Annotated in this window: 17 protein-coding genes; 16 read left to right on the top strand and 1 reads right to left on the bottom strand. The window is 52.0% G+C overall.

Annotation, left to right across the window (positions count from 1 at the left end; translation table 11 throughout):
- The first annotated feature begins 492 nt into the window (after positions 1-492).
- The 16 genes from MWU49_RS17205 to MWU49_RS17280 all read left to right on the top strand — a co-directional run bounded on the left by MWU49_RS17205 (position 493) and on the right by MWU49_RS17280 (position 22,223).
- The gene (locus tag MWU49_RS17205) at positions 493-1,440 is read left to right on the top strand and encodes a DUF2860 family protein (protein WP_246974823.1); all 948 of its coding nucleotides are present in this window, start codon (positions 493-495) and stop codon (positions 1,438-1,440) included.
- Positions 1,441-1,601: 161 nt separating this feature from the next.
- Complete coding sequence (locus tag MWU49_RS17210) at positions 1,602-2,639, top strand: phospholipase A (protein ID WP_246974826.1); 1,038 nt, start codon at positions 1,602-1,604, stop codon at positions 2,637-2,639.
- Between the two features lie 181 nt (positions 2,640-2,820).
- A complete protein-coding gene (locus tag MWU49_RS17215) occupies positions 2,821-5,178 on the top strand; it encodes a fatty acid cis/trans isomerase (RefSeq protein WP_246974830.1) in 2,358 nt (785 codons plus the stop codon).
- Between the two features lie 298 nt (positions 5,179-5,476).
- Complete coding sequence (locus tag MWU49_RS17220; protein WP_246974833.1) at positions 5,477-5,653, top strand: hypothetical protein; 177 nt, start codon at positions 5,477-5,479, stop codon at positions 5,651-5,653.
- A 2-nt stretch (positions 5,654-5,655) separates the two neighbouring features.
- A complete protein-coding gene (locus MWU49_RS17225; RefSeq protein ID WP_246974836.1) occupies positions 5,656-7,515 on the top strand; it encodes an amidohydrolase in 1,860 nt (619 codons plus the stop codon).
- Positions 7,469-9,205, top strand: a complete 1,737-nt coding sequence (locus MWU49_RS17230) for a hypothetical protein (protein ID WP_246974839.1) — start codon at positions 7,469-7,471, stop codon at positions 9,203-9,205. The genes MWU49_RS17225 and MWU49_RS17230 overlap by 47 nt, the downstream gene beginning before the upstream one ends.
- A gap of 41 nt (positions 9,206-9,246) precedes the next feature.
- Positions 9,247-10,119 (top strand): hypothetical protein, encoded by an 873-nt coding sequence (locus MWU49_RS17235; RefSeq protein WP_246974841.1) that lies wholly within the window; start codon positions 9,247-9,249, stop codon positions 10,117-10,119.
- A 122-nt stretch (positions 10,120-10,241) separates the two neighbouring features.
- On the top strand, positions 10,242-11,909 hold the full coding sequence (locus tag MWU49_RS17240) for a hypothetical protein (protein WP_246974844.1): 1,668 nt from the start codon (positions 10,242-10,244) through the stop codon (positions 11,907-11,909).
- Positions 11,910-11,938: 29 nt separating this feature from the next.
- Complete coding sequence (locus tag MWU49_RS17245; protein WP_246974847.1) at positions 11,939-13,570, top strand: amidohydrolase family protein; 1,632 nt, start codon at positions 11,939-11,941, stop codon at positions 13,568-13,570.
- A gap of 88 nt (positions 13,571-13,658) precedes the next feature.
- Positions 13,659-15,290, top strand: coding sequence for a hypothetical protein (locus MWU49_RS17250; RefSeq protein ID WP_246974850.1), 1,632 nt, complete (start codon positions 13,659-13,661; stop codon positions 15,288-15,290).
- A 2-nt stretch (positions 15,291-15,292) separates the two neighbouring features.
- Positions 15,293-16,063 carry a DUF3299 domain-containing protein gene (locus MWU49_RS17880; RefSeq protein WP_246974852.1) on the top strand — a complete coding sequence of 257 codons (771 nt, stop codon included), beginning with the start codon at positions 15,293-15,295 and terminating at the stop codon, positions 16,061-16,063.
- 36 nt (positions 16,064-16,099) lie between these two features.
- Complete coding sequence (gene bla / locus MWU49_RS17260) at positions 16,100-17,101, top strand: class A beta-lactamase (RefSeq protein WP_246974855.1); 1,002 nt, start codon at positions 16,100-16,102, stop codon at positions 17,099-17,101.
- A 115-nt stretch (positions 17,102-17,216) separates the two neighbouring features.
- Positions 17,217-18,728, top strand: coding sequence for a serine hydrolase domain-containing protein (locus MWU49_RS17265; RefSeq protein ID WP_246974858.1), 1,512 nt, complete (start codon positions 17,217-17,219; stop codon positions 18,726-18,728).
- Between the two features lie 91 nt (positions 18,729-18,819).
- Complete coding sequence (locus MWU49_RS17270; RefSeq protein WP_246974861.1) at positions 18,820-20,163, top strand: amidohydrolase family protein; 1,344 nt, start codon at positions 18,820-18,822, stop codon at positions 20,161-20,163.
- Positions 20,164-20,186: 23 nt separating this feature from the next.
- Entirely contained in the window at positions 20,187-21,845 is a 1,659-nt protein-coding gene (locus MWU49_RS17275) for a M81 family metallopeptidase (protein WP_246974863.1), read from the top strand.
- A gap of 159 nt (positions 21,846-22,004) precedes the next feature.
- The gene (locus MWU49_RS17280) at positions 22,005-22,223 is read left to right on the top strand and encodes a hypothetical protein (protein ID WP_246974866.1); all 219 of its coding nucleotides are present in this window, start codon (positions 22,005-22,007) and stop codon (positions 22,221-22,223) included.
- Positions 22,224-22,278: 55 nt separating this feature from the next.
- On the opposite strand, the gene MWU49_RS17285 is transcribed toward MWU49_RS17280, so the two are convergent.
- Complete coding sequence (locus tag MWU49_RS17285) at positions 22,279-25,284, bottom strand: Tn3 family transposase (RefSeq protein ID WP_008246811.1); 3,006 nt, start codon at positions 25,282-25,284, stop codon at positions 22,279-22,281.
- Positions 25,285-25,430: the final 146 nt, after the last annotated feature.

The raw sequence follows: 25,430 nt of genomic DNA on the forward strand, positions 1-25,430 counted from the left end.
GGAAATAATGCGGCCGATTACCGAAACTGGAGGAAATGTCTAAGTTAATACCCCTCTGGAGACCAGGAACCACGGGGGCTGTGTAGTATTATGTCTTTTTAAGACGGAAAATCCCCAGGACCCCAAGGTGACGCATTTGGCCCCGACTGGATGATTGGCTTCAACGTCACCCCGGTGGTGAATAACTTTATCGACTCTTGGGCGAAAGGGTTGTGATGAATTAGCGCATTGGCATGCGCGATAGTGTTCAAGTGTGCGCTGTTTAGGGGTTTGCTTATCGTCTTTCCGTAATAAATATGTGTGGCAGGCTTTATCTCTTTTTGCGCTTAGATTAATAAAACCCTTAAAAAGTTCTATTTATATTTGAGGCGCTATAAAATCAAAAATCGTTAATTGTTAAGTCATAACCAAAATCCATACGGGCAATTTAAAATGAAACGAATAGTTTTAGCGGGTATTAGTATATTGTGCCTTTCATCCCACGCAGTTGCAGTGGATCGCATCGGCAAAGAAAGTGGGACGAAAGGGTTTGTCTTTGTAGGCGCAGGGTACAGTTCCTTGCAAACGAATATGGTTGCGGAAGTCGGTGGCACTGAAGTTTCCGACAAGCGAATTGATTCACTACAGGGCGGAGCTGACGATAAAGAATACGTCGGCGTGGCACCTGCGTTTAATGTCACTTATACGTTTGCTGGGCCGCGAACTCAACTGTTTGCGGGGGTCGAGCTTGAGGATTTCTTGACTCAAGATGGCGCGCTGGGATTTGGGGTAAGACAAGGCATAGGCTCCCTCGGTATTGTTCGTGCGAGTCTTCTGGCATCAATCCCTTTGAAAGTGTGGAAAGATCCCTATTTAACTAATGTAGATCGAAGCAGCACAGATCGAACTGGGTTCGGCGTGCGGCTCGGATGGGAGCATATTTTCGAATCCGATCTTGATTTGACCCTCACTACACGAAGCATTGAACTGGAAGATGAGCGCAGCGGCCAAACAAATGGATTAACTGAGTCACAGCGTCAACTTCTTTACCGTGAGGGCGATATTAATAAATTAGAAGTGTCGTACACATGGATACCGTCACCTCATCATGTTATCCAGCCTGGTATTGTTTGGATTGATCATGATCTTGACGGTGATGCAATGGCAATGGATGGTTATTCCGCAAAATTAAGCTATGCGTATCTCGGGTTAAGCAAAGTTGAGTTCCTGGTTAATTTATTAGCAGGAAAAATGGAAAGTGATACCTATAATCCTATCTTTGCAAAGAAGGAAGAGGTTGATCGTCTGGGGGGGTCGATTACGATGACGTATGTGGAGCCCTTTGGTATGAAAAACTGGCGTGCCAGAGCGGTAGCGAGCACAGGCGGAGAAGACAGCAACATCGACTTTTATGATATGTCGGTGAATGCTTTCTCAATAGGTGCGCTTTATAACTTCTGAGACTGCACTTGAGTACTCGCATTGAACTCGATAATACAAGTGCGATGCGAGTTTCCGATATAGGGTATTGCACGACGCTGTTGAGTGGTTGCAGTCAACAGGGTTGCGCCGCTTCAAAAGCAAAATCTTCCACGAAATAGGATGCTGGAGGTCCAAACGACATGGAAAAAGCTTCCTGTTCAACAAAAAAGCAAAAATATATCCGCCATATGGCCGTAATGTTTTGCTGGGTATGCATGTCTGCTTTTATACCTCCCGTTATGGCTGACGACCTGTCTGACTGTATAAGTTCAATGATAGGTCCGAAAAATGACGCTATGACCGTCGGCGAGTTGAGATTGCTATGCCAAAAAATGATTCATGGAGGAAGCTTTAACGGAGGCAGCAAGGAAGTTGCGGTAACATCTGAGCGGTTCAGGCAAGATAGCGAGCACGTGCTTGAGCCTTACACGCTGATGTCTCATAAGCCTAATTATATTTTATTGGGCGCTTATAACTCCCATCATTACAACCCCGATTTATTTCGCGCTCAATACAGTAACGATTCGATTGAACTTGATGATACCGAGGCGCAATTTCAGATCAGTGTAAAAACACCATTACTGCTCAGTGTATTCGATACATTTGATTTGTATGCCGCCTATACCAATCGATCCTTCTGGCAGTATTACAACTCGTCGATTTCATCACCGTTTCGAGAGACCAATCACGAGCCTGAAGTGTGGGCGCAGTTCCGTTCCGATCGCCAACTATTGGGGCTGAATAATTCCGCCAATATGCTTGGCATTGTCCATCAGTCAAACGGCCAGGGCGGCACACTATCGAGAAGCTGGAATCGTGTTTACGCCAGTTTTATTTTTGATCGCGGGAATTTCGCCTTGGCATTTAAACCCTGGTACCGCTTGCCAGAAAGCAGTAGTGATGACGACAACCCTGATATCACTGACTACTTAGGCCATGCAGAATTCTATGCTGCCTACAAACATAACAGCCATGTATTTAGTGCCATGCTAAGAAACAATATTGAATCTGAGTTTAAGCGGGGCGCTGTGCAGTTGTCTTGGAGTTCTCCCTTGTGGGAATACCCCTATTTGAAGGGTTATGTTCAGTATTTTTCAGGTTATGGCGAAAGCATGATCGACTACGATCAGTATGTGAATAGGATTGGTGTGGGTTTTATTTTGACAGACAGGCTCTAAAGTTAAGGCCTGGTCAAGTGACCTTGTATATCCGTCAAGAACAAACTAATTGAACCGAGCTGAAAGTGCTCTTGCTGAGGCGTAACAACTATATTGATATGCGATGGCCCACATATGGCTGGCTGAATTGGTGCTTTGATTACAAGTCTCGGTTTCTTATTTTTGGCGAAGAAGATTACGCATGAAAATAACTAAATATTTGATGGCAATGCCACTGTCGCTGATCATAATTGGCTGTGCGTCACAAAAGCTACTGCCGATCGCCGTAACTACACCGGTGCGCCCCATCGATTATCAAACTGAGATTCAGCCACTGTTGGAAAAACGCTGTACAGTTTGTCATTCCTGCTATAACGCCGCATGCCAGCTCAAGTTAGATTCGTTTGAGGGGTTGGATCGAGGTGTAACCCAAAATGCAATTTATAATGCGGGTCGGTTGAAACCTATGGAACCAACCCGGCTATTTATTGATGCCCAGTCGACCGATGAATGGCGTAGGAAAGAGTTCTTTAGCGTTATTGAAAGTACAGTTAGCGGCGGTTTCAATGATTCCCTGATGTTGCATATGCTTTCACAGAAAATGAAAAACCCGCACGCAGTTGGTCTTTATTCCCCGGAAACCGATAAACTGACCTGTGCGATTGATCGCGAAGGACTGGCTGATTATTTGGGAGATAAGCCACTCAATGGCATGCCATACGGACTCCCTGCGTTGAAGCAGCAGGAGTACGACCTGATTGCCGGTTGGTTAGCTCAAGGTGCCAATGGCCCCAGTGCAGAACAGCAGAAAGCATTAGAAGCGCCCAATCCCGCAGATATCGGTGCGATCAATCAGTGGGAACGTTTTTTAAATCAAGACAATGCCAAGCACGCAGTAACAGCACGTTACTTGTATGAGCATCTATTCTTAGCACATATCAATTTCGAACCATCAAGTACTACCTTTTATGAACTGGTTCGCTCTCGTACTGCGCCAGGTGCGCCTATCGATTTGATTCCCAGTGTGCGGCCATACGATGATCCCGGTATCGATGCATTTTTCTATCGATTCCGAAAAGTGCACTCTACGATTGTTCAAAAAAACCATATGGTGGTTGAATTTGATCAGTCTATGTTTCAACGGGTTCAGGAGCTGTTTATTGAGCCTGAGTGGTTGCAAACTCCGCATCGGGTTGGCTATGAACCTGTAGCGAGTGCAAATCCCTTTATTACCTTCGAACAGATTCCGCCGCGGAGTCGCTATCAGTTTCTCCTTGATAATTCCCACTATACGATCATGACGTTTATTCACGGCCCCGTGTGCAAGGGCCAAATTGCGCTCAATGTGATTGATGATCATTTCTGGGTTATGTTCCTCGATCCCGATGCTGATCAGAGTGTACAGAACCCAGGGTTCCTGAAGTTGCTCAGTGAAAAATTACGCATGCCTACCGAAACGGGCAGCGATTACGGTCTGTTTTCCGCGATTAGAAACAAGCACCTTGATGCCGAGCAAGCTTATTACCGCACGCGTCAGGATTACTACGCGGCGAACAATTATAAGGGTTTAGGATACGACGCGATATGGAAAGGCAGTCGCGCTGCTGATGCCCCATTGCTGACCATCTATCGTCATTTTGACAGTGCTTCGGTGCATAAAGGAGCATTGGGCGACTTACCTAAAACACTCTGGGTGATTGACTATCCGCTGTTTGAAAGAATTTATTATTCTTTAGTAGCTGGTTTCGATATATATGGAAATGCAGGGCATCAATTATCTGACCGGCTTTATATGGACGCACTGCGAGTTGAGGGGGAGAGCTATTTTCTGGATTTTCTTCCTGCCGATCATCGTTTGGATTTAATGCAATCCTGGAATATTGGTCTCGATCTGGAGGATAAGGGATATTACCCCTCACCAATGCCAGCAAAAATTAAGTTTGCCAGTGAAGACCCCAAGCGCGAATTTGTTGAACACATCGTCGATCAGCATCTGTTAGCAGAAACTGGTATTCGTTTTGATTCGGTGAATTACGCTCGCGCGGATGACGAATTCCCAGTCGTGCCTACAACCTATCAAACTGATAACGATTATCTTAGAGCGCTGCGAGCGTTGTCGCGCCCCGGCACACCCTTTGTGGCATTGGTCAATGATTACGGCGCCAACTTGGCTCACATGCGCGTGCGGATGAACTCTGGCAGAGATGTTGTGTTAACACTGATCGCAAACCGATGGCACGATAATGTTGGGTTTTTGCTTAGTGAAGATAAGCGACTCAATCCGGCCAAAGACAGTTTGAATTTTGTGCCGGGTTTAATAGGGTCGTATCCCAATTTCTTTATCGATATCACCGAAAACGATGTGCCAGATTTTCTCCAGCTGCTTTCGCATTACAGCGGTTCCGCTGAGGATGAACGGCGACTGCTTAAGTATGGCGTTCGACGCACTGACGCCCGTTTTTGGGAGACGTTCGATTGGTTTCAGCAGTATTTGCTAGCATCAGACCCTGTGAGGGGGGGCTTGCTTGATCTCAATCGGTACGGTCCTATTGCAGATTAAAATATTTCTAACGTGAAATTTTGTCGGGATCCGGAAAAATGCTCTGAAAATCAGCTCCTTGCTCACGGATGTGGCATATAATTTCAGAAACCTCATTCTGAAAGCTTCCGGACGGCAAAGTACTAGCTGCTCATGAAAGACGGGTGAAACTACAATCACACTCTTTAGTGATTTGATGTAATGATAGTGCGGAAATGCGTTCCGCGCATTTGGCCAAGAGGTATGCAGGAACGTCTCAAAAATGGTCGTTATACATCGGGTTAGTTAGCTAAGCGTAACAATTCAAAGGAGGCACACTATGACAAGAAATATCGCACTATTTTTTGTCGCACTAGCCACGTCATTTCTTGCAAGCCAATCGGCATTTGCTGGCGCGAATAATCATCAGGATGTTGCTCAGAAACTTGAGAGGATTTTACAGGGTCTTGTTGGCCGCATTGGTATAGCTGCACAGGAAATTGGTGCAGGGGAGTGAGTATGCAATTGTTCAGCCTAACTTGTAGACGCGTTTCAATCAGCGTGCTTGCACTTTTATTTTCTGCAATCTGCCAAGCGGCATCACCCGTTGCTGATGTAATTTATACTGGCGGTAAAATTGTTACGGTGAATGAGCTTCAGCCGACAGCAGAAGCGGTCGCTGTCCGTGCCGGTAAAATCATCGCTGTGGGCTATCGTGATGAAGTCATGCTACTTAAGGGTGCCCAGACAAAACTGGTCGACCTAGGGGGCAAGGTGATGCTTCCCGGTTTCATCGATCCGCATGGTCACGTTTTTAGTACCGGCATTCAGGCAGTCTCGGCTAACCTGCTACCGGCGCCCGATGGCCAGGTGAATGACTTCGCTGCATTGCTGACCACGCTCAGGGCGTGGTCTGAGCAGAACGAGAAAATCACCGGCAAGTATGGTTGGATCATTGGCTTTGGCTATGACGATGCTCAGCTTAAAGAGCAGCAGCACCCCACACGCGATGACCTTGATAAGATCTCAATGGATTTGCCGGTGGTCATCATTCACCAGTCTGGCCACCTGGGGGTCATGAACAGCAAAGCATTGCAGCTGGTTGGCATTGATGCCAATAGCAAGAACCCTCCCGGGGGCAATATCCGGCGCAGGAAGGGAAGCCAGGAACCGACGGGAGTGCTGGAAGAGAATGCCTTCTTTGGTCCTTTATTTGGTTTGTTGGGCAAGCTGGGCCCGGATGCCAATCAATCGCTTTTCGCTGCGGGCGTTAGTTTGTACAAAAGCTTTGGCTACACCACAGCGCAGGAAGGCAAAGCAACGCTCGACTCTTTAGCCACTATGGAAGCCCTGGCGACCAGCGGTAAATTGGATATTGATGTTGTGGCCTACCCGGATGTTTCGTTGGCGGCTGCAGCAATGGATTCTTCCTGGTTGTCGCGGAGTTATAAACAGCATTTTCGCATCGGCGGAATTAAGCTTACATTGGACGGCTCACCACAGGGCAAGACGGCCTGGCTTACTCAGCCCTATTTCAAGGCACCAGATGGCCAAAAGCCTGGTTACCATGGCTATGCTGCCTTCACTGATGAGCAGGTAAATGGTTTTGTAGATAAGGCGTTCAAGAATGGCTGGCAAGTATTGGCTCACGTGAATGGCGATGCCGCCATTGATCAGTACATAGCGGCAGTCCGCCTGGCCGAATCAACGCAGGGCAAGGCTGATCGACGTCCGGTGGCCATCCACGCCCAGACCGCACGCGAAGATCAGGTACAGGCGTTTCATGATCTTGGCATTATCCCCTCGTTTTTCCCAATGCATACCTTTTACTGGGGTGACTGGCACCGTGATTCGGTGCTTGGCCCGGAGCGCGCAGCAAATATTTCGCCACTCGGTTGGGCGATGCAGCGCGACATGATCTTCACCTCCCATCACGATGCACCCGTTGCCATGCCAGATCCGATGCGTGTGATGCATGCTACCGTTAATCGCGTCACACGTAGTGGGCAGGTGCTGGGATTACAGCATCGAGTGTCACCCTTAGTGGCATTAAAAACACAGACATTGTGGTCAGCCTGGCAATCTTTCGAAGAAAAGAGAAAGGGGTCTATCGAGGTTGGCAAGTTGGCAGATTTCGTGGTGCTTGATCGCAGCCCGCTGGAGGGAGATCCCATGACGATAGACAAAATCAAAGTCATGGAAACAATCAAGGAGGGGAAGACGGTATACCGTCGTGACTCAGCAGCAACATCCGCTCAGGCTTTGCTGAGTTGCGCAGAGTCGGAGCGTTGCATCAAGGTGGCAACGCTCACGTTGAATAATGCGGGTGTTTTTGATCTACATCATCATGAATCCATGTCGCTATATCAACAATGGTAAGAACATACACACATTAGCATTGGAGAGATCGGTGAAATTGCATGGCGGTATAAAAATCAAAACCCGCACAAAACTGACATTCCCAACCTTCCTGGGTGTGTTGGCCAGCGCCGTATCATTCTCAGTTTTCGCCGAAACCTACGACGTCGCGATCAACAACGGCCGGGTCCTGGACCCGGAGACCCTGTTTGACGACATTGCCAATGTCGGTATCAAGGATGGCCGTATTGCCGAAATCAGCAAAAAGCCGCTGAAGGGTGCCAAGACGATCGATGCCTCAGGCCATATCGTGGCGCCGGGCTTCATCGACACCCATTTCCTTTGGCAGACGCCCATTGGCTACCGGGTCGGCTTGCGCGACGGTTTGACCACCAGCATGGATGTCGAGATGGGTTGTGCGGGATCTTATCTCGCCGCCTGGTACGAGGCGCGTGCCGGTGTGACCCAGGCCAACTATGGCTGCACGGTCAGCCACGAATTGGCCCGAGCGATGGTACTCGACGGGTCAACGGGCGATTTCCTGATAGACGGTCCCATTGCCGGGCTGGAAACCCGGAAGAAATCGGGTTGGAGCGTGACGCGCCCGACTCTGGAACAGGGTAATGCGATTCTTGAAGAGATTGACAAGGGTCTGCAGGCAGGCGCGCCGGGCATCGGCAGCACCGTGGGCTACATGAGAGAGGGCGTCTCTTCTCGCGAGATGTTCGAGGTGCAGAAGGTCGGGGCACGCTATGGCCGCCTGACTGGTGCGCATACACGCTATACGCTGGGCACCGACACGACCGAGGTGAACGGCGCGCAGGAAATCATCGCAAACGCAATAGCGCTCGGCGCGCCTGCTATCGTCCTGCACTTCAACAACCCTGGCTGGCGCGTGACACACGAATTGATTTCAAGGCTGCAGGAAAGGGGCCACAACATCTGGGGTGAAATCTATCCCTACGCTGCCGGGTCCACCACTTTGACTGCCTCGTTCCTGCAGCCGGAGAGCTGGGTTGAGCAGTTGGGCAACCGCTACGAAGATACCGTGCAGGACCCGGTCACGGGCGACTTCTACACCCTGGAGACATTCAAGGCCGACACCGCTTCCAATCCAACCAAACCGATCGTCGTATTCAAGATGCCCGCCGACGATCCGCCAAAGTGGCTGACGCTCAAGGGCGTCACCGTGGCCAGCGACGCGCCTCCGGTCGAACCGCACTTCGGCCCGTGGGATATTCCGCTGGACCAGCTCGGCAATGCCCACCCACGCGCGGCTGGCACTCGAGGCGCGACGATCCGGCTCGGTCGGGAACACAACATCCCGATGATGCATCTAATGTCGATCCTCAGCTACAACGCGGCCAAGCATCTGGGCGATACGGGCCTGAAAGCGATGCAGGAGCGCGGCCGTATCCAGACCGGCATGGTCGCCGATATCGTGGTCTTTGACCCCGAACGCTTCACCGACAATTCGACCTACGAGAAAGGTGCCGTCCCGTCGACAGGCATGAAGGCTGTGATTGTCAACGGCCAGGTGGCACTACGTGACGACAAAGTGCTTCCGGTGTTTGCCGGTCAACCGATCCGGTTTGAACCCGAAGCCAAGCCACGTTTCGTGCCGATCTCGGTAGAGGCATGGAATGCCGAATTCTCGACTGGGATGCCAAGTGACTTCACGGGTGCCTTCTCTAAGGACGGCGGAAAATAATTGAAACCGAAATCAACATTTCAAAGGCGCAGGAGCAACATATGCAAGTGAAAGCCAATTTTATCCACCTGATCACCATCGTGGTCTTCTCTGCTTTAAGTGTATCCGCTCTCGCTCAAGAAGAGCAGGCAGAAGAAGAGCTGGCTGCGACAGCCGAAGAGATTGCCAGGGAGTTGGCAAATCCGAACAGTGTGCTTGGGTCATTGGGCTTCAATCTCGACTACGTAACGTACAAAGGCGACCTGCCGGGTGCATCTGATCAGAGCTCAACTCGCCTCACTTTTCAACCGGCCCTGCCTTATCCAATCAGCAAGGATGTCAACTTTTTCCTGCGGCCGGCAGTGCCGATAGTGATTAGTCAAGACGTGCCCGTCATCGGCGGATTCGAGAATAAAGGCGTCGAACTTGGCGATATTTCGTTTGATGCCGCAGTGGGCAAAAGTCTTCCAGGTGGCTATGTCGTGGTCGGTGGTGCTGTGGGTACCTTGCCCACGGCAACAGACGATGCACTGGGGCTGGATCAGTGGTTGCTGGGCCCTGAGGTCGGTTTTGGAAAGGTTTCCGACTGGGGTGTGGTCGGATTGCTTGTCTCGCATCAGTGGGACGTCGCTGGCGAGGACAGTTTTTCAACGAGCATCACCGGCGGCCAATATTTCTACACGTTCAACCTCGGCAATGGCTGGCAAATCAGTTCGTCACCAACCTTTTCCTACAACCACAAGACGGCTAGTGGACAGGCCTGGACGGTTCCGCTTGGTGTTGGTGTATCCAAGACTACAATCATGGGTGGCCGGCCTTGGAAGTTCGGCGTCCAATTCTGGCAATACGTCGAGCAGGCGGATGCTTTCGGACCGGATTGGCAGGTACGTTTCACCGTAACCCCGGTAGTCGCCCTGCCGTGGAGCAAGAAATAGCAGGGGCCAACTACTGAAAAGAAGGAAAGCGAAAAGACACAGCTGTTTAGAAATGTTTGTTCGGGACCTTGCGCTAAATCCTTGCCGCCAATGAGACTTCCCGAACCATGAATCAGTATTGAATGCGCAAATCATTTTTGCCCTTAGAAAGGAGAATGGAGTTGAAACTACTAACGATGGTCTTGAGCGTACTAATACCAACCCTGGCGTTGGTAATGCCGGCAATGGCTGCTGATTACGATGTCGTGATCAAAAACGGCCGGGTCATGGACCCTGAAACCTTGTTTGACGACATTGCCAATGTCGGTATCAAAGATGGCCGTATTGCCGAAATCAGCAAAAGGCCGCTGAAGGGTGCCAAGACGATCGATGCCGCAGGCCATATTGTGGCGCCAGGCTTTATCGACACCCATTTCCACTTTCAAATGCCTATCGGCTATTCCCTCGGGTTGCGCGACGGATTGACCAGCAGCATGGATTTCGAAATGGGGTGTGCGGGATCCTATGTCGCCGCCTGGTATAAGGCACGCGAAGGCAAGACACAAGCCAACTATGGCTGCGCGGTGAGCCACGAGTTCGCACGTGCGATGGTGCTCGACGGGTCGGATGGCGCCGAATATTTGATAAATGGCCCCGTAGCCGCTTATACAACCCGGGCGAAAACGGGCTGGAGCGTGACGCGCCCGACCCTGGAACAGGGTAACGCGATTCTCGAGGAGCTGGACAAGGGCCTGCAGGCGGGCGCGCCGGGCATTGGCAGCACCACGGGCTATATGCGAGCGGGCATCTCTTCCCGCGAGATGTTCGAGGTGCAGAAGGTTGGCGCACGCTATGGCCGCCCGACTGGCTCGCATACACGCTATACGCTGGGCAACGACACGACCGAGGTTAACGGCGCGCAGGAACTTATCGCAAACGCAATAGCGCTCGGCGCGCCTGCGATCGTCCTGCACTTCAACAACCCGGGCTGGCGAGTGACGCACGAATTGATTACAAGGTTACAGGAAAGGGGTTTCAACATCTGGGGTGAAATCTATCCCTACGCCGCGGGTTCCACGACGATCAATGCGGAGTTTCTGGAGCCCAAGAGCTGGGTCGATGACCTGGGCAATCGCTATGAAGATTCCATTCTGGATCCGGTCACGAACAAGTACTATACCCTGGAAACCTACAAAGCCACTGTCGCCTCTGAACCGACCAGGCCGGTCGTCGTGTTCAAGATGCCCGCCGAAGACCAAGCAAAATGGCTCATGCTCAAGGGCGTGACCATGGCCAGCGATGGCGTTGGTGCTATGCCGTACGACGCCCCGTGGGATTACCCGATGGACAAACTCGGCGGTACCCACCCCCGCACGGCAGGCTCCCGTGGGGCTACGATTCGGCTTGGTCGGGAACACAACATCCCGATGATGCAGCTGATGTCGATCCTTAGCTACAACGCTGCCAAGCATCTGGGCGATACCGGCTTGAAGGCGATGCAAGAACGCGGCCGCATCCAGAAAGGTATGGTCGCTGATATCGTGGTGTTTGACCCCGAACGCTTCACCGACAATTCAACCTACGAGAAGGGCGCTATCCCTTCAACGGGCATGAAAGCGGTGCTCGTCAACGGTCAGATGACCGTGCGTGACGACGTGCTGCTTCCTGTTTTCGCCGGTCAACCGATCCGCTTTGAACCCGAAGCCAAGCCACGCTTCGTGCCGATTTCGGTAGAGGCATGGAATGCCGAATTCTCGACCGGGATGCCCAGGGACTTCACGGGCGCTTTTCCCAAGGACGGCGGCAAGTGAGAGATACCAAAGTAACAGTGGAGAGTTAAATGAAAAAGCAAAGACATCTTCTGATCGGTATTCTCTTAATGAGTGTCATGGGCGCTATGCCGGCAATGGCTGCTGATTACGATGTCGTGATCAACAACGGTCGGGTTATGGACCCAGAGACCAACTTTGATGGTGTGCGCAACGTTGGGATAAAAGACGGCAAGATTGTTGCCATTACCAAGGACGCAATCAAGGGCAAAGAAACCATCAACGCCAAGGGACACGTTGTTGCGCCGGGCTTTATCGAGGGGCACCAGCACGCCACAGATCAGTTTAGTCGCAAGGTTAATTTGCGGGATGGCTTGACTACCCAGATGGATTTCGAGTCAGGTGCCGGCGATATCGCTAAATGGTATGCAGAAGCCGAGGGCAAAACCCAGAGCAACTACGGCATGGTCGTGCTCGCAACGCTTGCTCGTGTATCGGTTTTGGACGGTCCTGAAATTGCGGCTATGGGTAATGACATGGGCGAGCTGTTCCGTGGTGTGGTAGGTGCCGCAGCCGCAAAGGCTCAGAAAGAGGGGCGCAAGCCGGGCTGGTCGTCCACCTTGCCCAATAAAGAGCAGATGACCCGGATTATGAGCTATGTCGACGAAGGCCTTCGCCAAGGCGCCTTGGGCGTGGGCGTTCCCGTCGGTTATATGACCACGGGTGTTACCCAATACGAATTGTATAAATACCAGGAGTTGGCGGCAAAATACGGCCGGGTTACCAATGGTCATGTACGCTTTGCTGGTGTTCGTCCACCCAATGAGGGGCAGCTGGGTGTTCAGGAAATGCTAGCCAATGCCATGGTTTTGGATGCGCCGTTCATGGCTTCACACCTGAACAGCAACATGGACTGGGAATACACCATTCCTATGATTAACGACGCACGAGAAAAAAGAGGCGCCAAGGTATGGGGTGAGGTTTACCCCTATGCTGCCGGTTCTACCATTGCTTCTGCCGATATGCTTACGGAAGCAGGCATGGCTCAAATGGGGATTACCTATTCAGACGTTGCGAATCTCGATGGCACCCGTTGGGATAAAGCGATGTATGAGGACGTTCGCAAGAATGATCCCGGCAGGGCGATTGTGATCTACAACAACCCACCTGAAGCCATCGCTAAATGGTTGGCTCAGCCAGGAGTGGTCATCGTCTCTGACGGTATGGCTATCCAGGATGAAAAGCTCAACTACTACCCTTGGGACTCCCCCTATGAAGGCAAGTCAGTTCACCCGCGCAGCGCAGGTACCCGGGCCAAAGTATTGCGTATGGTGCGCGAAGAAAAGATCATGCCTTTGATGGAAGCCATTTCAAAGATGAGCTACCTGCATGCTAAATATTTTGACGAATTGGGTGGCATACCTCACTTTAAAACCAAAGGACGTATGCAAGAAGGTATGGATGCCGACATCGTCGTCTTCAACCCGGATACGGTCACAGACAACAGTTCTTATGAGCCAGGCAAGGGCGCGCTGCCTTCAACCGGCATTCCCTACGTACTGGTGAACGGCGTCGTGGTAGTGAAAGATTCCGTAGTGCAAAAGGTCTTTCCGGGCAAGCCAATTCGTTTCCCGGTGATGGAAAAGGGCCGGCTGGACCAGATTTCAATCGAACCCAGGACATTTGACCCTGACCAGTCGTAATGCGAGGACAAGTGGGGCCTGAGCGATGGTGCGTGGTTCGCCCCCACGAATTCCGCCACTGAAAACCAAATTCAAAATGGAGGTAGCAATGAAAAAGCAAAGACATCTACTAATCGGTACACTCTTAATGAGTGTCATGGGTGCTATGCCGGCCTTGGCACAAAAATATGACGTCGTGATCAACAACGGCCGGGTCATGGACCCTGAAACCTTGTATGACGACTTCGCCAATGTCGGGATCAAAGATGGCCGTATTGCCGAAATCAGCAAAAAGCCGCTGAAGGGTGCCAAGACAATCGATGCCTCCGGTCATATCGTGGCGCCGGGCTTCATCGACACTCATTTCCATTGGCAGACGCCTATTGGCTACCGGGTCGGGTTGCGCGACGGCATGACCAGCGCCATAGATTTCGAGGCGGGCTGTGCGGGATCATTTATTGCCGCTTGGTATGAAGCGCGCGCCGGCGTGACCCAGGGCAACTATGGCTGCGCGGTCAGCCACGAGCTCGCCCGCTCGCTGGTGCTCGACGGGAGACTGAGCGACGAGATCTACATGAGAGGTCCCATTGCCGCTCTTGAAGCACGGAAGAAATCGGGCTGGAGCGTGACGCGCCCAAATCTGGAACAGGGCAACGCGATTCTTGAAGAGCTGGACAAGGGGCTGCAGGCGGGGGCGCCGGGGATCGGCAGCACCGTGGGCTATATGAGAGAGGGCGTATCTTCTCGTGAGATGTTCGAGGTGCAGAAGGTTGGCGCACGCTATGGCCGCCCGACTGGCGCACATACACGCTATACGCTTGGCAATGACACAACAGAGAACAATGGTGCGCAGGAACTCATCGCCAATGCTATAGCGCTAGGAGCCCCAGCGATCGTCCTTCACTTCAACAACCCCGGCTGGCGGCTTGCGCATGAAACGATCTCGCGGCTTCAGACTCAGGGATTCAACATTTGGGGTGAAGTTTATCCCTACGCCGCGGGCTCCACCACGGTGAATGCCTCATTCCTGCAGCCGGACAGTTGGGTCGAGCAGATGGGCAACCGCTATGAGGATACCGTGCAGGATCCGGTCACGGGTAAGTTCTACACCTTGGAGACATTCAAGGCTGACACAGCTTCCAATCCGACCAAGCCGATCGTGGTGTTCAAGATGCCCGCCGAAGATACGCCGAAGTGGCTGACGCTGAAAGGCGTGACCGTGGCCAGCGACGCGCTTGGCGCCGAACCGTACTTCGGCCCGTGGGATATCCCGCTGGAGAAGATCGGCAACATGCACCCCCGCGCGGCTGGTACCCGAGGCGCGACAATCCGCCTTGGTCGTGAGCATAACATCCCGATGATGCAGCTGATTTCAATCCTCAGCTACAACGCGGCCAAGCATCTGGGCGATACGGGTTTGAAAGCAATGCAAGAACGTGGTCGCATCCAGAAAGGCATGGTTGCTGATATCGTGGTGTTCGACCCCAAACGTTTTACCGACAATTCAACTTACTCACAGGGCGCTGCCCCGTCGACCGGCATGAAAGCGGTGCTCGTTAACGGTCAGGTTGCGCTTCGAGACGATAAAGTTCTTCCCGTTTTTGTTGGTCAGCCGATCCGGTTTGAACCTGAAGCCAAACCGCGCTTCCAGCCGATATCGTTAGAGGGGTGGAATGCCGAATTCTCGACCGGTATGCCAGATAACTTCACGGGCGCCTTCCCTAAGGACGGCGGGAAGTGATCGTGACGCTTAAAGAACGAGGCGCGAAAATGCGGCTCTTGGCCTCCGTCTTCGTGACGGCCATGTTGGCAGCGACACAAGCATCTGCAAAACCCGAGGCGATCGAGTTTTCAGACCTTGTGGATCCTTTGGCCGTCGTCTTCGACGATCCCTACAAAGACATGGGGCCTCATTTGTTGAACGAGTTGAAGATCTTGGTGGAGCTGGATGAGAAGCTCTCGCAAAATGGCCTTGCTGAAGATGAGCGCGCCCAGCTAAACGAGCGGCGCAACGTGGCGAGGGACATGCTGGAAATCAACGGCCAGGATGTCGATGCACTCTTAGCCCAGCGCTGGAACGTTGCCAAAAAGCGCCAGAACGCGCGTATGGCTACGAACCCCGTTCTGGATGGAGCAGAGGTTGTGCTCTCGGGCTATCTGATCCCCGCGCCGCAGGCGGCCGATGGTAGCTACTTCGGCTATCTGGTCCCCCAGGTGGGCATGTGCAGTCACCTGCCACCCCCTCCGCCTAACCAACTGGTGCGGGTAAAATTGCTCGATGACCCTAAGGGGCAGTCGCTCTATGTGCCGGTCCGCGTCTCAGGTCGGCTCAGTGTCAAAGCCAGCGATGATAGGATATTCATCCTCGATGGTGAGGCACGCATGCTCAGCGGCTGGACGCTCTACGCCAACACCATTGATCAACAGGAGGTGTCGGGCAGGGATGGCGTTAATGGTGCGTCCGCGAATCCTGTTACCACCGGCGGTGGGCGTTGGCACACCGACAACTCGTAACTATCACAACTCGTAATTATCAAGGAGAAATCGAATATGAAATTACGTCACTTTATCATGGCTATTGCAGTTTCTGCGGTGGCTACCTTTGGTCCGGCATACGCCAAAACAAAGGAAGCACCACCGTCCGTCGGAGCGGCGATCGAACAGGTCGCGACAAAGCTTGCCGGGCGCATCGGTTTTGCGGCGCAGGAAATCGGCGGCAAGGACATCATCGCGTTTAATGGCGATGAAACCTTCGCCATGGCCAGCACCTACAAGGTCGCGATCGCCGCTGCCGTGCTGGATCGCGTGGACAGGGGGGAGCTGCGGCTCGACCAGATGGTCGATGTCACACTCGATATGATGATGATCGGGGACGCTGCGCTTAATGGCACATTCGTTCACCCTGGGCTCCAGTTGTCGATCGCGAACCTGATCGAGGTGATGATCACAGAGAGCGACAACACGGCGACCGACATCTCGATGGGGCTGGCCGGTGGACCCGCGGCCGTGACCAAATATCTGCGCAGGCTTGGGATAACCGATTTCAGGGTTGATCGGACGACTGGCGAGATCATCGGGGAGTTCTATGGTTTGCCGGGGCCGGCCACGCAAAAACTTGCCACAGATGCCTTCAGAGCCCGGCCGGAGCTCTTGAAGATCCAGGGTGACCGTAATCTGGACTTCGAGGCGGACCCGCGCGACCAGGCAACGCCCCATGCGATGCTGAAACTCCTGCTTGCCATCGACAGTGGCACAGCGGTGAGCCCCAATAGTCGCGACTTCCTGCTCGGTGTCATGTCGCGCACACGCACTGGAGCTAGTCGGCTCAAGGGGCTGCTGCCCAGGGGAACGCCGGTGGCAAACAAGACCGGAACCATAGGGGGAGTGGCAAATGACGTTGGTTATATCACGCTCCCCGACGGGCGTCGGTTTGCCGTTGCAGTGTTCACTAAAAGCAGTGCAACACCCGAGCCGGACAGGGACCGAGCAATTGCTGAAATCGCGCGCTCGCTGTTCGACTATTTCCTGGTTGTAAAAAGGGCGAAACAGTAAACGAGAAAAATTCAGGGAGCGTAGGCTCTGGCGCTGAGATTTTGCATGACGAAGACAGAGTGCTCCAGGAACAACCATGTTTAAAGCAACGCGTAATACTTAAGAGAGAAAAAAGATGAAACAAGTTATTAAAAGTAAAAGGAAACTATTAATTACCGTGGCAATTTCGTCGCTATTTGCAATGCAACCGGCATGTGCAGATCAAAACCAACCGGTCATGTCAAAGGAGCAAGGGCAAGCGACATTCGATGCGGTTATCGCCGACACTGCTGAAATGATCAAGGAAATGAATATCCCGGGGCTTGCCGTCGGTGTCATCCATGGGCCCAACTCCTACAGCACCGGACTCGGTGTCACCAAGGTAGGCACCGACGAGGCCGTAACCCCCGATACACAATTCCAAATTGGCTCTGTGACAAAAACCTTCCTTTCGACGGTGGCCATGCAGCTGTCCGAACAGGGCAAACTGGATTTAAACGCGCGTGTTGTCGACATTCTGCCATGGTGGAGGGTTTCGGATCCCGACGCGACGTCGAAAGCGCGGGTCGTTGACCTGTTCCACCATCGCGCTGGCTGGTATGGCGACCATGGGTTCTTGCCTGTGCCTCCGGGTGGATCGATATCCGAGAAGGTCATGCTCCAGGCGGCTTACGTGGAGCAGATCTATCCGTTCGATCAAACCTGGATGTACAACAACACCAGTATCACCTTCGCTACCCATGTGGTTTCGCATGTCGGCGGAAAGCCGATCGAGACCCTGATCGAAGATAACCTGTTAGCTCCGCTGGGCATGAGTGCGTCGTCCTTTAATTACGACGCCACCCCTCCGGCTAAAAATTACGCATGGGGTCATCCGCCGATCTACGGGGAAGGCAGCATCAGTGATCTAAAGCCTTACTACATTCCGTTGATTAGAGAGTCCGCAGCCTCCGGCGCACTCCGGTCTACGGTTACCGACATGCTGAAATACGCCCGCTTTCAGCTGGACGGTAAGGACGCCTCCGGCAAGCAACTGTTGTCTAAAAAAGCACTGGACTATGCCCATGCTCCGGCAGTCGAGGCTGAGGCTGGCGACTTTACCGGGCTAACATGGTTCATCCATGACTACGACGGGGTGACCAGCCCCAGCCACGGGGGGAATTGGCCCGGCACGCGTTCTTTTCTGCAGCTGATCCCGGACCGCGACTTTGCCGTGGTGGTTTTGGTCCACAGCGATCGAGGAGTCGAGGCCTACAAAAAAGTTGCAAACGCAATGGTCAAAGCCTTCACGAAAATCGAGGCCAAGTCTCCGGTCGCAGCGGGCGTTGATCCGTCTGTGCTCGACCCCTTCGTCGGCGTCTTCAAGGGTAATTCCCAAAACATCGAGATCCGCAAAGACGGCGACAAATATGTGTTTGTCCAGTTCTCCGCGTTGACCAAGGGAGCGGATCCCGCGCCTGCCAATGTGGCCAACACGGCCGATGGCTATTTTATCATCACCGAAGGCCCGAATAAGGGATCGCTTGGTGAATTGCTGAAAGACCCTTCTGGCGAGCTCAACTACGTTCGATTCAACCACCGGATCTTTATTCGCGGCGACGGGGCGGTTGACGAGTTCGACCTTTCCGGATCGGTATTCGACGAATAACCGGGTCCAGGGATTCGGTGGAGGGGCGATCCTGCATAGCGCAGATCGAACTCTCCGCCGAACCCACTGCGTCGACAACAGGACGAATCAAATGCGGAAACTATTACCTAAGAAGTTGACTGCGGCCCTTGTCGTCGCCGTGAGCTTCGCTCTGCCGGCGATTGCTCAAGAACCCTCCGGTCCAATCTTGTTCACCGATGTGAACGTCTTTGACGGGGTCAATGCAGATCTGATCAAGAACGCCAATGTTGTGGTGACGGGCAACAAGATCACTTCGGTCTCGACGGAGCCCCTTGCGGTGGCGGGTGGTCGCGTCATCGATGGTAAGGGACGCACGCTGATGCCCGGGTTGATCGATGCCCACGTTCATCTGTCGTTGAACATGAATTTTTTGGTCATGTTCAACCAGCTGCCTGATTACGTTGCGGCGCGAACCCTGGCTGAAGCGAAGAACACCTTGATGCGCGGCTTTACCAGTGTGCGCGACACCGGGGGGCAGGTTTTGGGCGCCAAGAAGGCCATCGATGAAGGTTACTTCCCCGGACCACGCATCTGGGCCTCCGGCGCAGGAATCGGCATGACCGCAGGGCATGGCGATCTGAGGCCGCCGACACAGCGACCGCGTCAGTTGGGCGGCCCGGCATGGACCGAGGGCGAGTACAACGGGGGTACCGTGATCGCCGATGGCGTGCCCGAGGTGCTGAGCGCCGCGCGTCTTCAAATGCGCCAGGGCGCAGCGTTTCTTAAGATGTTCACAAGCGGGGCGGTGAGCGGCATGTACGATCCGCTTGACATAGGTGAGTACTCGTTCGAGGAGATCAAGGCGGCCGCGGAAGAGGCCAAGCGATGGAATACGTACCTCGCTGTCCACAGCTACAACGACAAGGGCACGCGCGTGGCGTTGGAGGCTGGTGCGATGGCAATCGATCATGGCAACCTCATGACCGAAGAAACGATGAAGCTGCTTGTGAAAAAGGGCGCTTTCTTGAATACGCAGACGGGCGTATTTCTATCAGACCCACCGGACAACTGGAGTGAAGGCAGTAAGAATCGACAAAGACAGGCTAAAGAAGGCCTAGACAATATGATGAAGTTGGCCAAAAAGTATAAAGCCAAAATCACAATCGGTAGCGATTTTGTCGACAACGCCGAACAGAAAAAAGAACAGTCCTATGAACTGACCAATCGATTGAAATGGTTCACGGCTGCCGAAATCCTCAACCAGGCGACGGCCGGGAACGCCGAGATCTTGTACTTGAGTGGTCCGCGTAATCCCTATCCGGGCAGGCTTGGCGTGATCGAGGAAGGTGCATTAGCCGATATTCTTTTGGTGAACGGTAATCCGCTGGAAGACCTCGCACTCTTCCATGACCCTGAAAAGAATCTCGCGCTGATCATGAAAGACGGTAAGATCTACAAAAACACTTTAAATTAAAAGTGTTTTAGGAATCAAAGCTTATGGAACGTAGGAACTTTATTAAGTTAGCCGGTTCTACGGGCGTTGCTGCAGCATCAGCGTCTTTACTTGCATTTCCGGGAAAGAGTGAGGGAAAAATGGCAAACTCAAAAAAATTAAGAGTTTCCTATGTTGGCTTTTTCCATGAAACCAACACCTACCTCACCGAAGGCATGGGCGAAACCACCCTCGACAGAATGCGCGTTTTCCGCGGCGATCAGATCAAGCAGCAGATAAAAGGGACTGCCATTGGTGGAGCCGTGGATGTCTGCGAGGAAGAGGGTTGGGAGCTGCTTCCCGGTGTCATGTATTACATAGACTGGTGCTTTAGCACGGTGAATGATCAAGCTTGGGCAGATGCGAAGAAGGACATCTTGGACACGCTGAAAACGCAGTTGCCCATGGACATCGTCTACCTGTCTGTTCATGGTGCCGGTATGGTGAATAGCACGCACGATCTTGAAGGAGACTTGGCGGAGTCGGTCAGAGGTCTGGTCGGAAAGGACACGATGATCGTCTGGTCGGGCGATCTGCATGGCAAGATCACCGATAAAATGGTGGACAACATGAATTTCTTCAGTGCCTGCAAACAATATCCTCATATGGATATGAACGCGGGTGCACGCGATGCGATGTATCGTGGCGCTGCTATTCTGGCAGGAGAATCGCATCCCACCCCCGCCTATCGCAAAGTGCCCCTGATGATGGGGATGAGCAATACCGAGGAGAAGGGCACCTTTGCAAATCGTCTGAAAGAAAAGTGCATTGAAATAGAAAAGCGGCCTGGTGTACTCAACTGTTCTGTTATGCACGGTTTCCCATATCAGGACAGTAACTTTTGTGGCGTGTTTCCCATGGTCACGACCGAAAATAATCTCAAGTTGGCCGAAGAACTGGTGGACGAACTGGCAAAGTGGATATGGGATCACCGAAAGGAGTCCATCCTCCCATTGGAGCCTTTAGAAAAAACGATGAGCACTGTGCTGGCCATGCTCGAGAAGGACGGCCACTATGTTCGTAGATTGCCGACGAAAGGCGATATCATCGACCATACTCCGATTGTGATTGGGGACGCTGCGGATAATCCCGGGGGCGGAGCCGGAGGTGGTGGCACCCACCTGCTGAAGGCCCTTATGGAAACCAAAGGCCTGGGGAAAGTCGCTTTCATGTCCATCCACGATCCGGAGACCGCAAAGGCTGCAGTCGCTGCCGGCGTTGGAGCAACAATCAATGTGAGCCTCGGTGGCAAATTTGAGAAATTGGCGGGGGAACCCATCAAGACCAAAGCCTATGTCAAGTCCATTTCTGATGGGAACGAGATCGTTCGTGGAGGGACCGCTTTCAACGGACCATTCCAACTTGGCCCTACTGCCAGGCTGATCATCGAAGCGGAGAATACGGTGGATGTCATTGTGATTTCGGGACTCTGTCAAACCTATGATGATACGCAGGGACGGCCGCATGGCGTCATCATTCAGGAATATGACGTCATAGGGGTCAAAAGTGGGATGCACTTTCGAGCGTTCTATGAAAACTTCACCGACAAGCTGTTGATCGCTGATGTGCCCGGAACCACTAGTCGCGATATTACTCTCTTCGAGCACACCCAGTTAAAGTACCCTGTCTACCCTCTCGACGAAAATGCAGCGTTTGTTGTGTAAGTACTATAAGTAGCGTGGAAAGCTTCAAGAAACGAGGCAAGAGAGGCATTAAAGGCGTGCTGCGGACGGAACTTCCGTTTCGCCGCAGCTACACCAATTCGCTTGTTGCGAAAAGAAACTGGCTTTGACATTCAGAATTCAAACGAGGTGTTTCGTAAGATGGCTATCGTCAAAACGCTGCTGTTGCCACTTGTTTTGCTCTCGGTCACCAGCATTGCCCAGGCTGTTGCCGCCGAGCCGATACGACAAATCACGTGGGAGGATCTTGTCCCGCGAGTAGAGATTTATAACGATCCCTTCCTCGAGCTGACCCCAGAGCAGAAATTCGACCTGATTGTGGTCTCCAGAACCAGGGGTCCTGGGGATTTTCCGTCTTAAAAAGACATAATACTACACAGCCCCCGTGGTTCCTGGTCTCCAGAGGGGTATTAACTTAGACATTTCCTCCAGTTTCGGTAATCGGCCGCATTATTTCCTCGATATCGATCAGGTTTTGTTCAAAGTCGAAGCTATAAGTCCCATTCAGATTAATGTTGTGCCAAGCCACCGGCGACACCTGCTTTGTAATCCCCAGCTTTTCTTCATCGCCAATGCCCTCGAAGTGCCTCAGTAAACGGGTCAGTATCATTGAGTTGAAGTAAATAATGGCGTTGGTGAGCAACCTCGCGCATTCATTCCACAAGCTGATTTCATAATCTGACGAACCTCGGAATCGGTTACCATTAACCGATGCGATAGCACGGCGTAATTGGTGGTAGGCCTCGCCTCGATTCAGTGCTCGCTGTACATATCCCCGGAGACTAGCATCGTCGATATAGTCCAGTAAGTACATGGCCTTGATCATACGGTTGTACTCAGTCAGGGCCTGTAATAACGGGTGGCTTTTGCTGTAACCAGATAACTTGCGAACCAGAATCGCTTGTGTGGTACTTTTCTCCTGAAGCGAGATGGCAATACGCTGGATGGTATCCCAGTGCTCAATGATGAGGTCTGTTTTAATCGGCTTTTTTAAACTCAGTGTTACGCCCTGGTCTTTGTTTTCACTGACTTTGAACATCTCTTCAATGACCTTGCCGAACTGGGCATATCTGGGGGCAAAGGTGTAGCCAAACAGATCCAACAAGGCAAAATTTACATGATTAACCCCATGGGTATCGGTCGATAATACATCGGGTTGTATCTCTGATGTATTGCTTTGCAACAAATCAAAGATGTAGTGGGATTCATGTTCGTTGGAGCCAATCACCTTGGCGTTTAGCGCTGCGTGATTGGCTATCAAAGTGATGGCCGAGACGCCTTTGTTAGTACCAAAGTATTTTGAGGAGTACCGGGTTTTAAAAGTCTCCAACCGGCTCTCGAACTTTTGCCCATCGGCACTGGCATGGATGAGGTCTTCCTGGATATTGTAGTGTTTAAAGATGGCCAGCCTGGCGACCGAGTTGTTGATTACATCATTGGCATTATTTAGCGTCTCCGGCCGCAGGTAATTGGCTTGGATACCTTTTAGTTGGTCATACGCCCGGTCGGAGATATTGGCCATGCCGTACAGCCCGTAATTAGTGCCGTTACCAATAATAACGGCCAACAGATCATTAACATTCGCACGGCCTTTCGACTGGACAGGTAGTACATGTTCAAAGTTGTCCAGAAAGCCAGTCTCCTGATCCACGTAGCGCAGTACATCGGTAATATTAATCGGTTTTATCTGGTCAAAGAACGGGTTGTTCAGCATACTTTTAACACCGGTTGAGGGCAGCCGCCACTTTGTTTTACCGGTGCGATTGCGCAGGATAACGTTTTGGTTGTCACCGTTTTCGATGCGCCGACTGACCTGTTGTAGTTTATCGTTGAGATCACAGGATAAAGTCTCGATTAGTTTGCTGGGTTTCGCCGTCAGGCGAGGCAACATGGATTGTTGGATCAGCGTCTTTTTGCCTTTCCAGCGCTCATTGCTGACCAAATCATCCTGGAGAGAACGGAACTTAATGACGGTCGGGAGATAGAGCTGTCCATTCAGCTTGCTGGGAATCTGCAGATATAGGAGCCACTCAAAACGATCCGGTAGGACGTTGTTCTCCTGATCAATAAGGTATGCCTTCTGTTTGGGCTGAATTAGCCGTCGGTTCATGGTTTGGAGAATAGCACCAGTGGCTAACTCGCCCTTAGTGACGGCTAGCTGTGTAGCCAGGGCCTGTGTGTTCTCAGTAGCCTGGAAGGCTAGACACTGGAAGATTGGCCGTAGCACCTTCTCTAACAGCGGCTTTTGTTGGTCATAGTATTCCCAGTAATAATCATCAAGTGCGCGTTTTTGCTTGTTAAGATACAGGCACAATGACTCGATATCCCGACATTTAAGCAGCTTTTGAGCCTCCCGTTTTACAGCACCAAAAGGCTGTTTTTCATCGATGGAGTTATCAATAAAAAGATGGAGCAATTCCGCAGCCTTGCTGATATTGGCAGCAGCGCCTTCCCAGTCCCGGTAGGCTGCCTCTTTCGCGTACACTTTGGCCTGCTCATGGACTTTCCGAATGTGGTAGACAAAACCGTCGGCCAGACGCTCACTATTTTGCTCGGCACGCTCCTGTAGATAGCACAGTAAATAGAGCTGCTGCGTAGATCGGTCAAAGCGCTTGAGTTTGCTCCCATAATAATCAACCATCGAAGCAAAGTGCTGTTGGTTTTTTATTGAGAGCGATAAGGCTTTAACCACGGTGTTAACTTCACTCATCCAAGGCTCGATTAATCGGTTCACCTTGAGCTCCTTTTCCAATTCCGGGGGAGTAAAGCTCTTGGCAGACAACCTCAATTTAGACAGAGGTAATGCCCCTTTTCCGTCCACCAAGTTTGCGAGCTCAGTCGACAACCTCCCTGATAACTGGTTTTGCAGCGAAGCAGTAATACGCTCTCGTTCCTGTTTCATCGCCTGGCTTACCACGGTCTGCATCACCGTGTATTTGGGAATTGCAATACGACGCAGTGATAAATACTCGGTGGTTGCATCGAACAAATACCGGGGTTCAACCCACGACTTAGCTGTTTGCTGTAAGTGAGTGATTAAGGAACCTCGATCCTGTCTATCCCGCCATTTTTGATAATTGAGGAGATCAAATATTTTCTGGTATAGGCGATCCTTTTGCTTTTGATCCAATGAGAAGCGCCTGATACCGGGACCAGGCAACTGTTCTTTGGCGATAAACCGCAAATCCTCTTCGACATCGCCAAAACTCGGACTCAGAACCACAGGCCTGGACTTGAAGTAACCCAACAGAGCGACAAAGAAACAGCGGTGAGCCCGGCTACGGATAGCGTTGGCGACACGGGCTTCCATCTCATTCAGAGTAAAGTAAAATCGACGTTCTTCGAGGGTGAAACTGGGAGGGCTGTACAAATCATTGATTTCTGAGTCAATGAGGATCTGGAGCCTTTCGGTATATGCCATATCTGATGCCTAAAAAGCTCAGCATAATAACCGAAAGGGACAAGTTAAGGGCTAGGAGGAAGTTAATACCCCGCTGGAGGCCAGGAGCCACGGGGGCTGTAGAGGATTATGTCTTTTTAAGACGGAAAATCCCCAGGACCCCAACA

This window comes from Alcanivorax sp. S6407 (genome assembly GCF_023016115.1).
Classification (GTDB): Bacteria; Pseudomonadota; Gammaproteobacteria; order Pseudomonadales; family Alcanivoracaceae; genus Alcanivorax.

What these genes read in the sequence shown, in the direction of transcription:
- MWU49_RS17210 (WP_246974826.1), top strand. Translation starts at nt 1,602, where the DNA reads ATGGAAAAAGCTTCCTGTTCAACAAAAAAGCAAAAATATATCCGCCAT.
- MWU49_RS17215 (WP_246974830.1), top strand. Translation starts at nt 2,821, where the DNA reads ATGAAAATAACTAAATATTTGATGGCAATGCCACTGTCGCTGATCATA.
- MWU49_RS17220 (WP_246974833.1), top strand. Translation starts at nt 5,477, where the DNA reads ATGACAAGAAATATCGCACTATTTTTTGTCGCACTAGCCACGTCATTT.
- MWU49_RS17225 (WP_246974836.1), top strand. Translation starts at nt 5,656, where the DNA reads ATGCAATTGTTCAGCCTAACTTGTAGACGCGTTTCAATCAGCGTGCTT.
- MWU49_RS17235 (WP_246974841.1), top strand. Translation starts at nt 9,247, where the DNA reads ATGCAAGTGAAAGCCAATTTTATCCACCTGATCACCATCGTGGTCTTC.
- MWU49_RS17240 (WP_246974844.1), top strand. Translation starts at nt 10,242, where the DNA reads ATGCGCAAATCATTTTTGCCCTTAGAAAGGAGAATGGAGTTGAAACTA.
- MWU49_RS17245 (WP_246974847.1), top strand. Translation starts at nt 11,939, where the DNA reads ATGAAAAAGCAAAGACATCTTCTGATCGGTATTCTCTTAATGAGTGTC.
- MWU49_RS17250 (WP_246974850.1), top strand. Translation starts at nt 13,659, where the DNA reads ATGAAAAAGCAAAGACATCTACTAATCGGTACACTCTTAATGAGTGTC.
- bla (WP_246974855.1), top strand. Translation starts at nt 16,100, where the DNA reads ATGAAATTACGTCACTTTATCATGGCTATTGCAGTTTCTGCGGTGGCT.
- MWU49_RS17265 (WP_246974858.1), top strand. Translation starts at nt 17,217, where the DNA reads ATGAAACAAGTTATTAAAAGTAAAAGGAAACTATTAATTACCGTGGCA.
- MWU49_RS17270 (WP_246974861.1), top strand. Translation starts at nt 18,820, where the DNA reads ATGCGGAAACTATTACCTAAGAAGTTGACTGCGGCCCTTGTCGTCGCC.
- MWU49_RS17275 (WP_246974863.1), top strand. Translation starts at nt 20,187, where the DNA reads ATGGAACGTAGGAACTTTATTAAGTTAGCCGGTTCTACGGGCGTTGCT.
- MWU49_RS17280 (WP_246974866.1), top strand. Translation starts at nt 22,005, where the DNA reads ATGGCTATCGTCAAAACGCTGCTGTTGCCACTTGTTTTGCTCTCGGTC.
- MWU49_RS17285 (WP_008246811.1), bottom strand. Translation starts at nt 25,284, where the DNA reads ATGGCATATACCGAAAGGCTCCAGATCCTCATTGACTCAGAAATCAAT.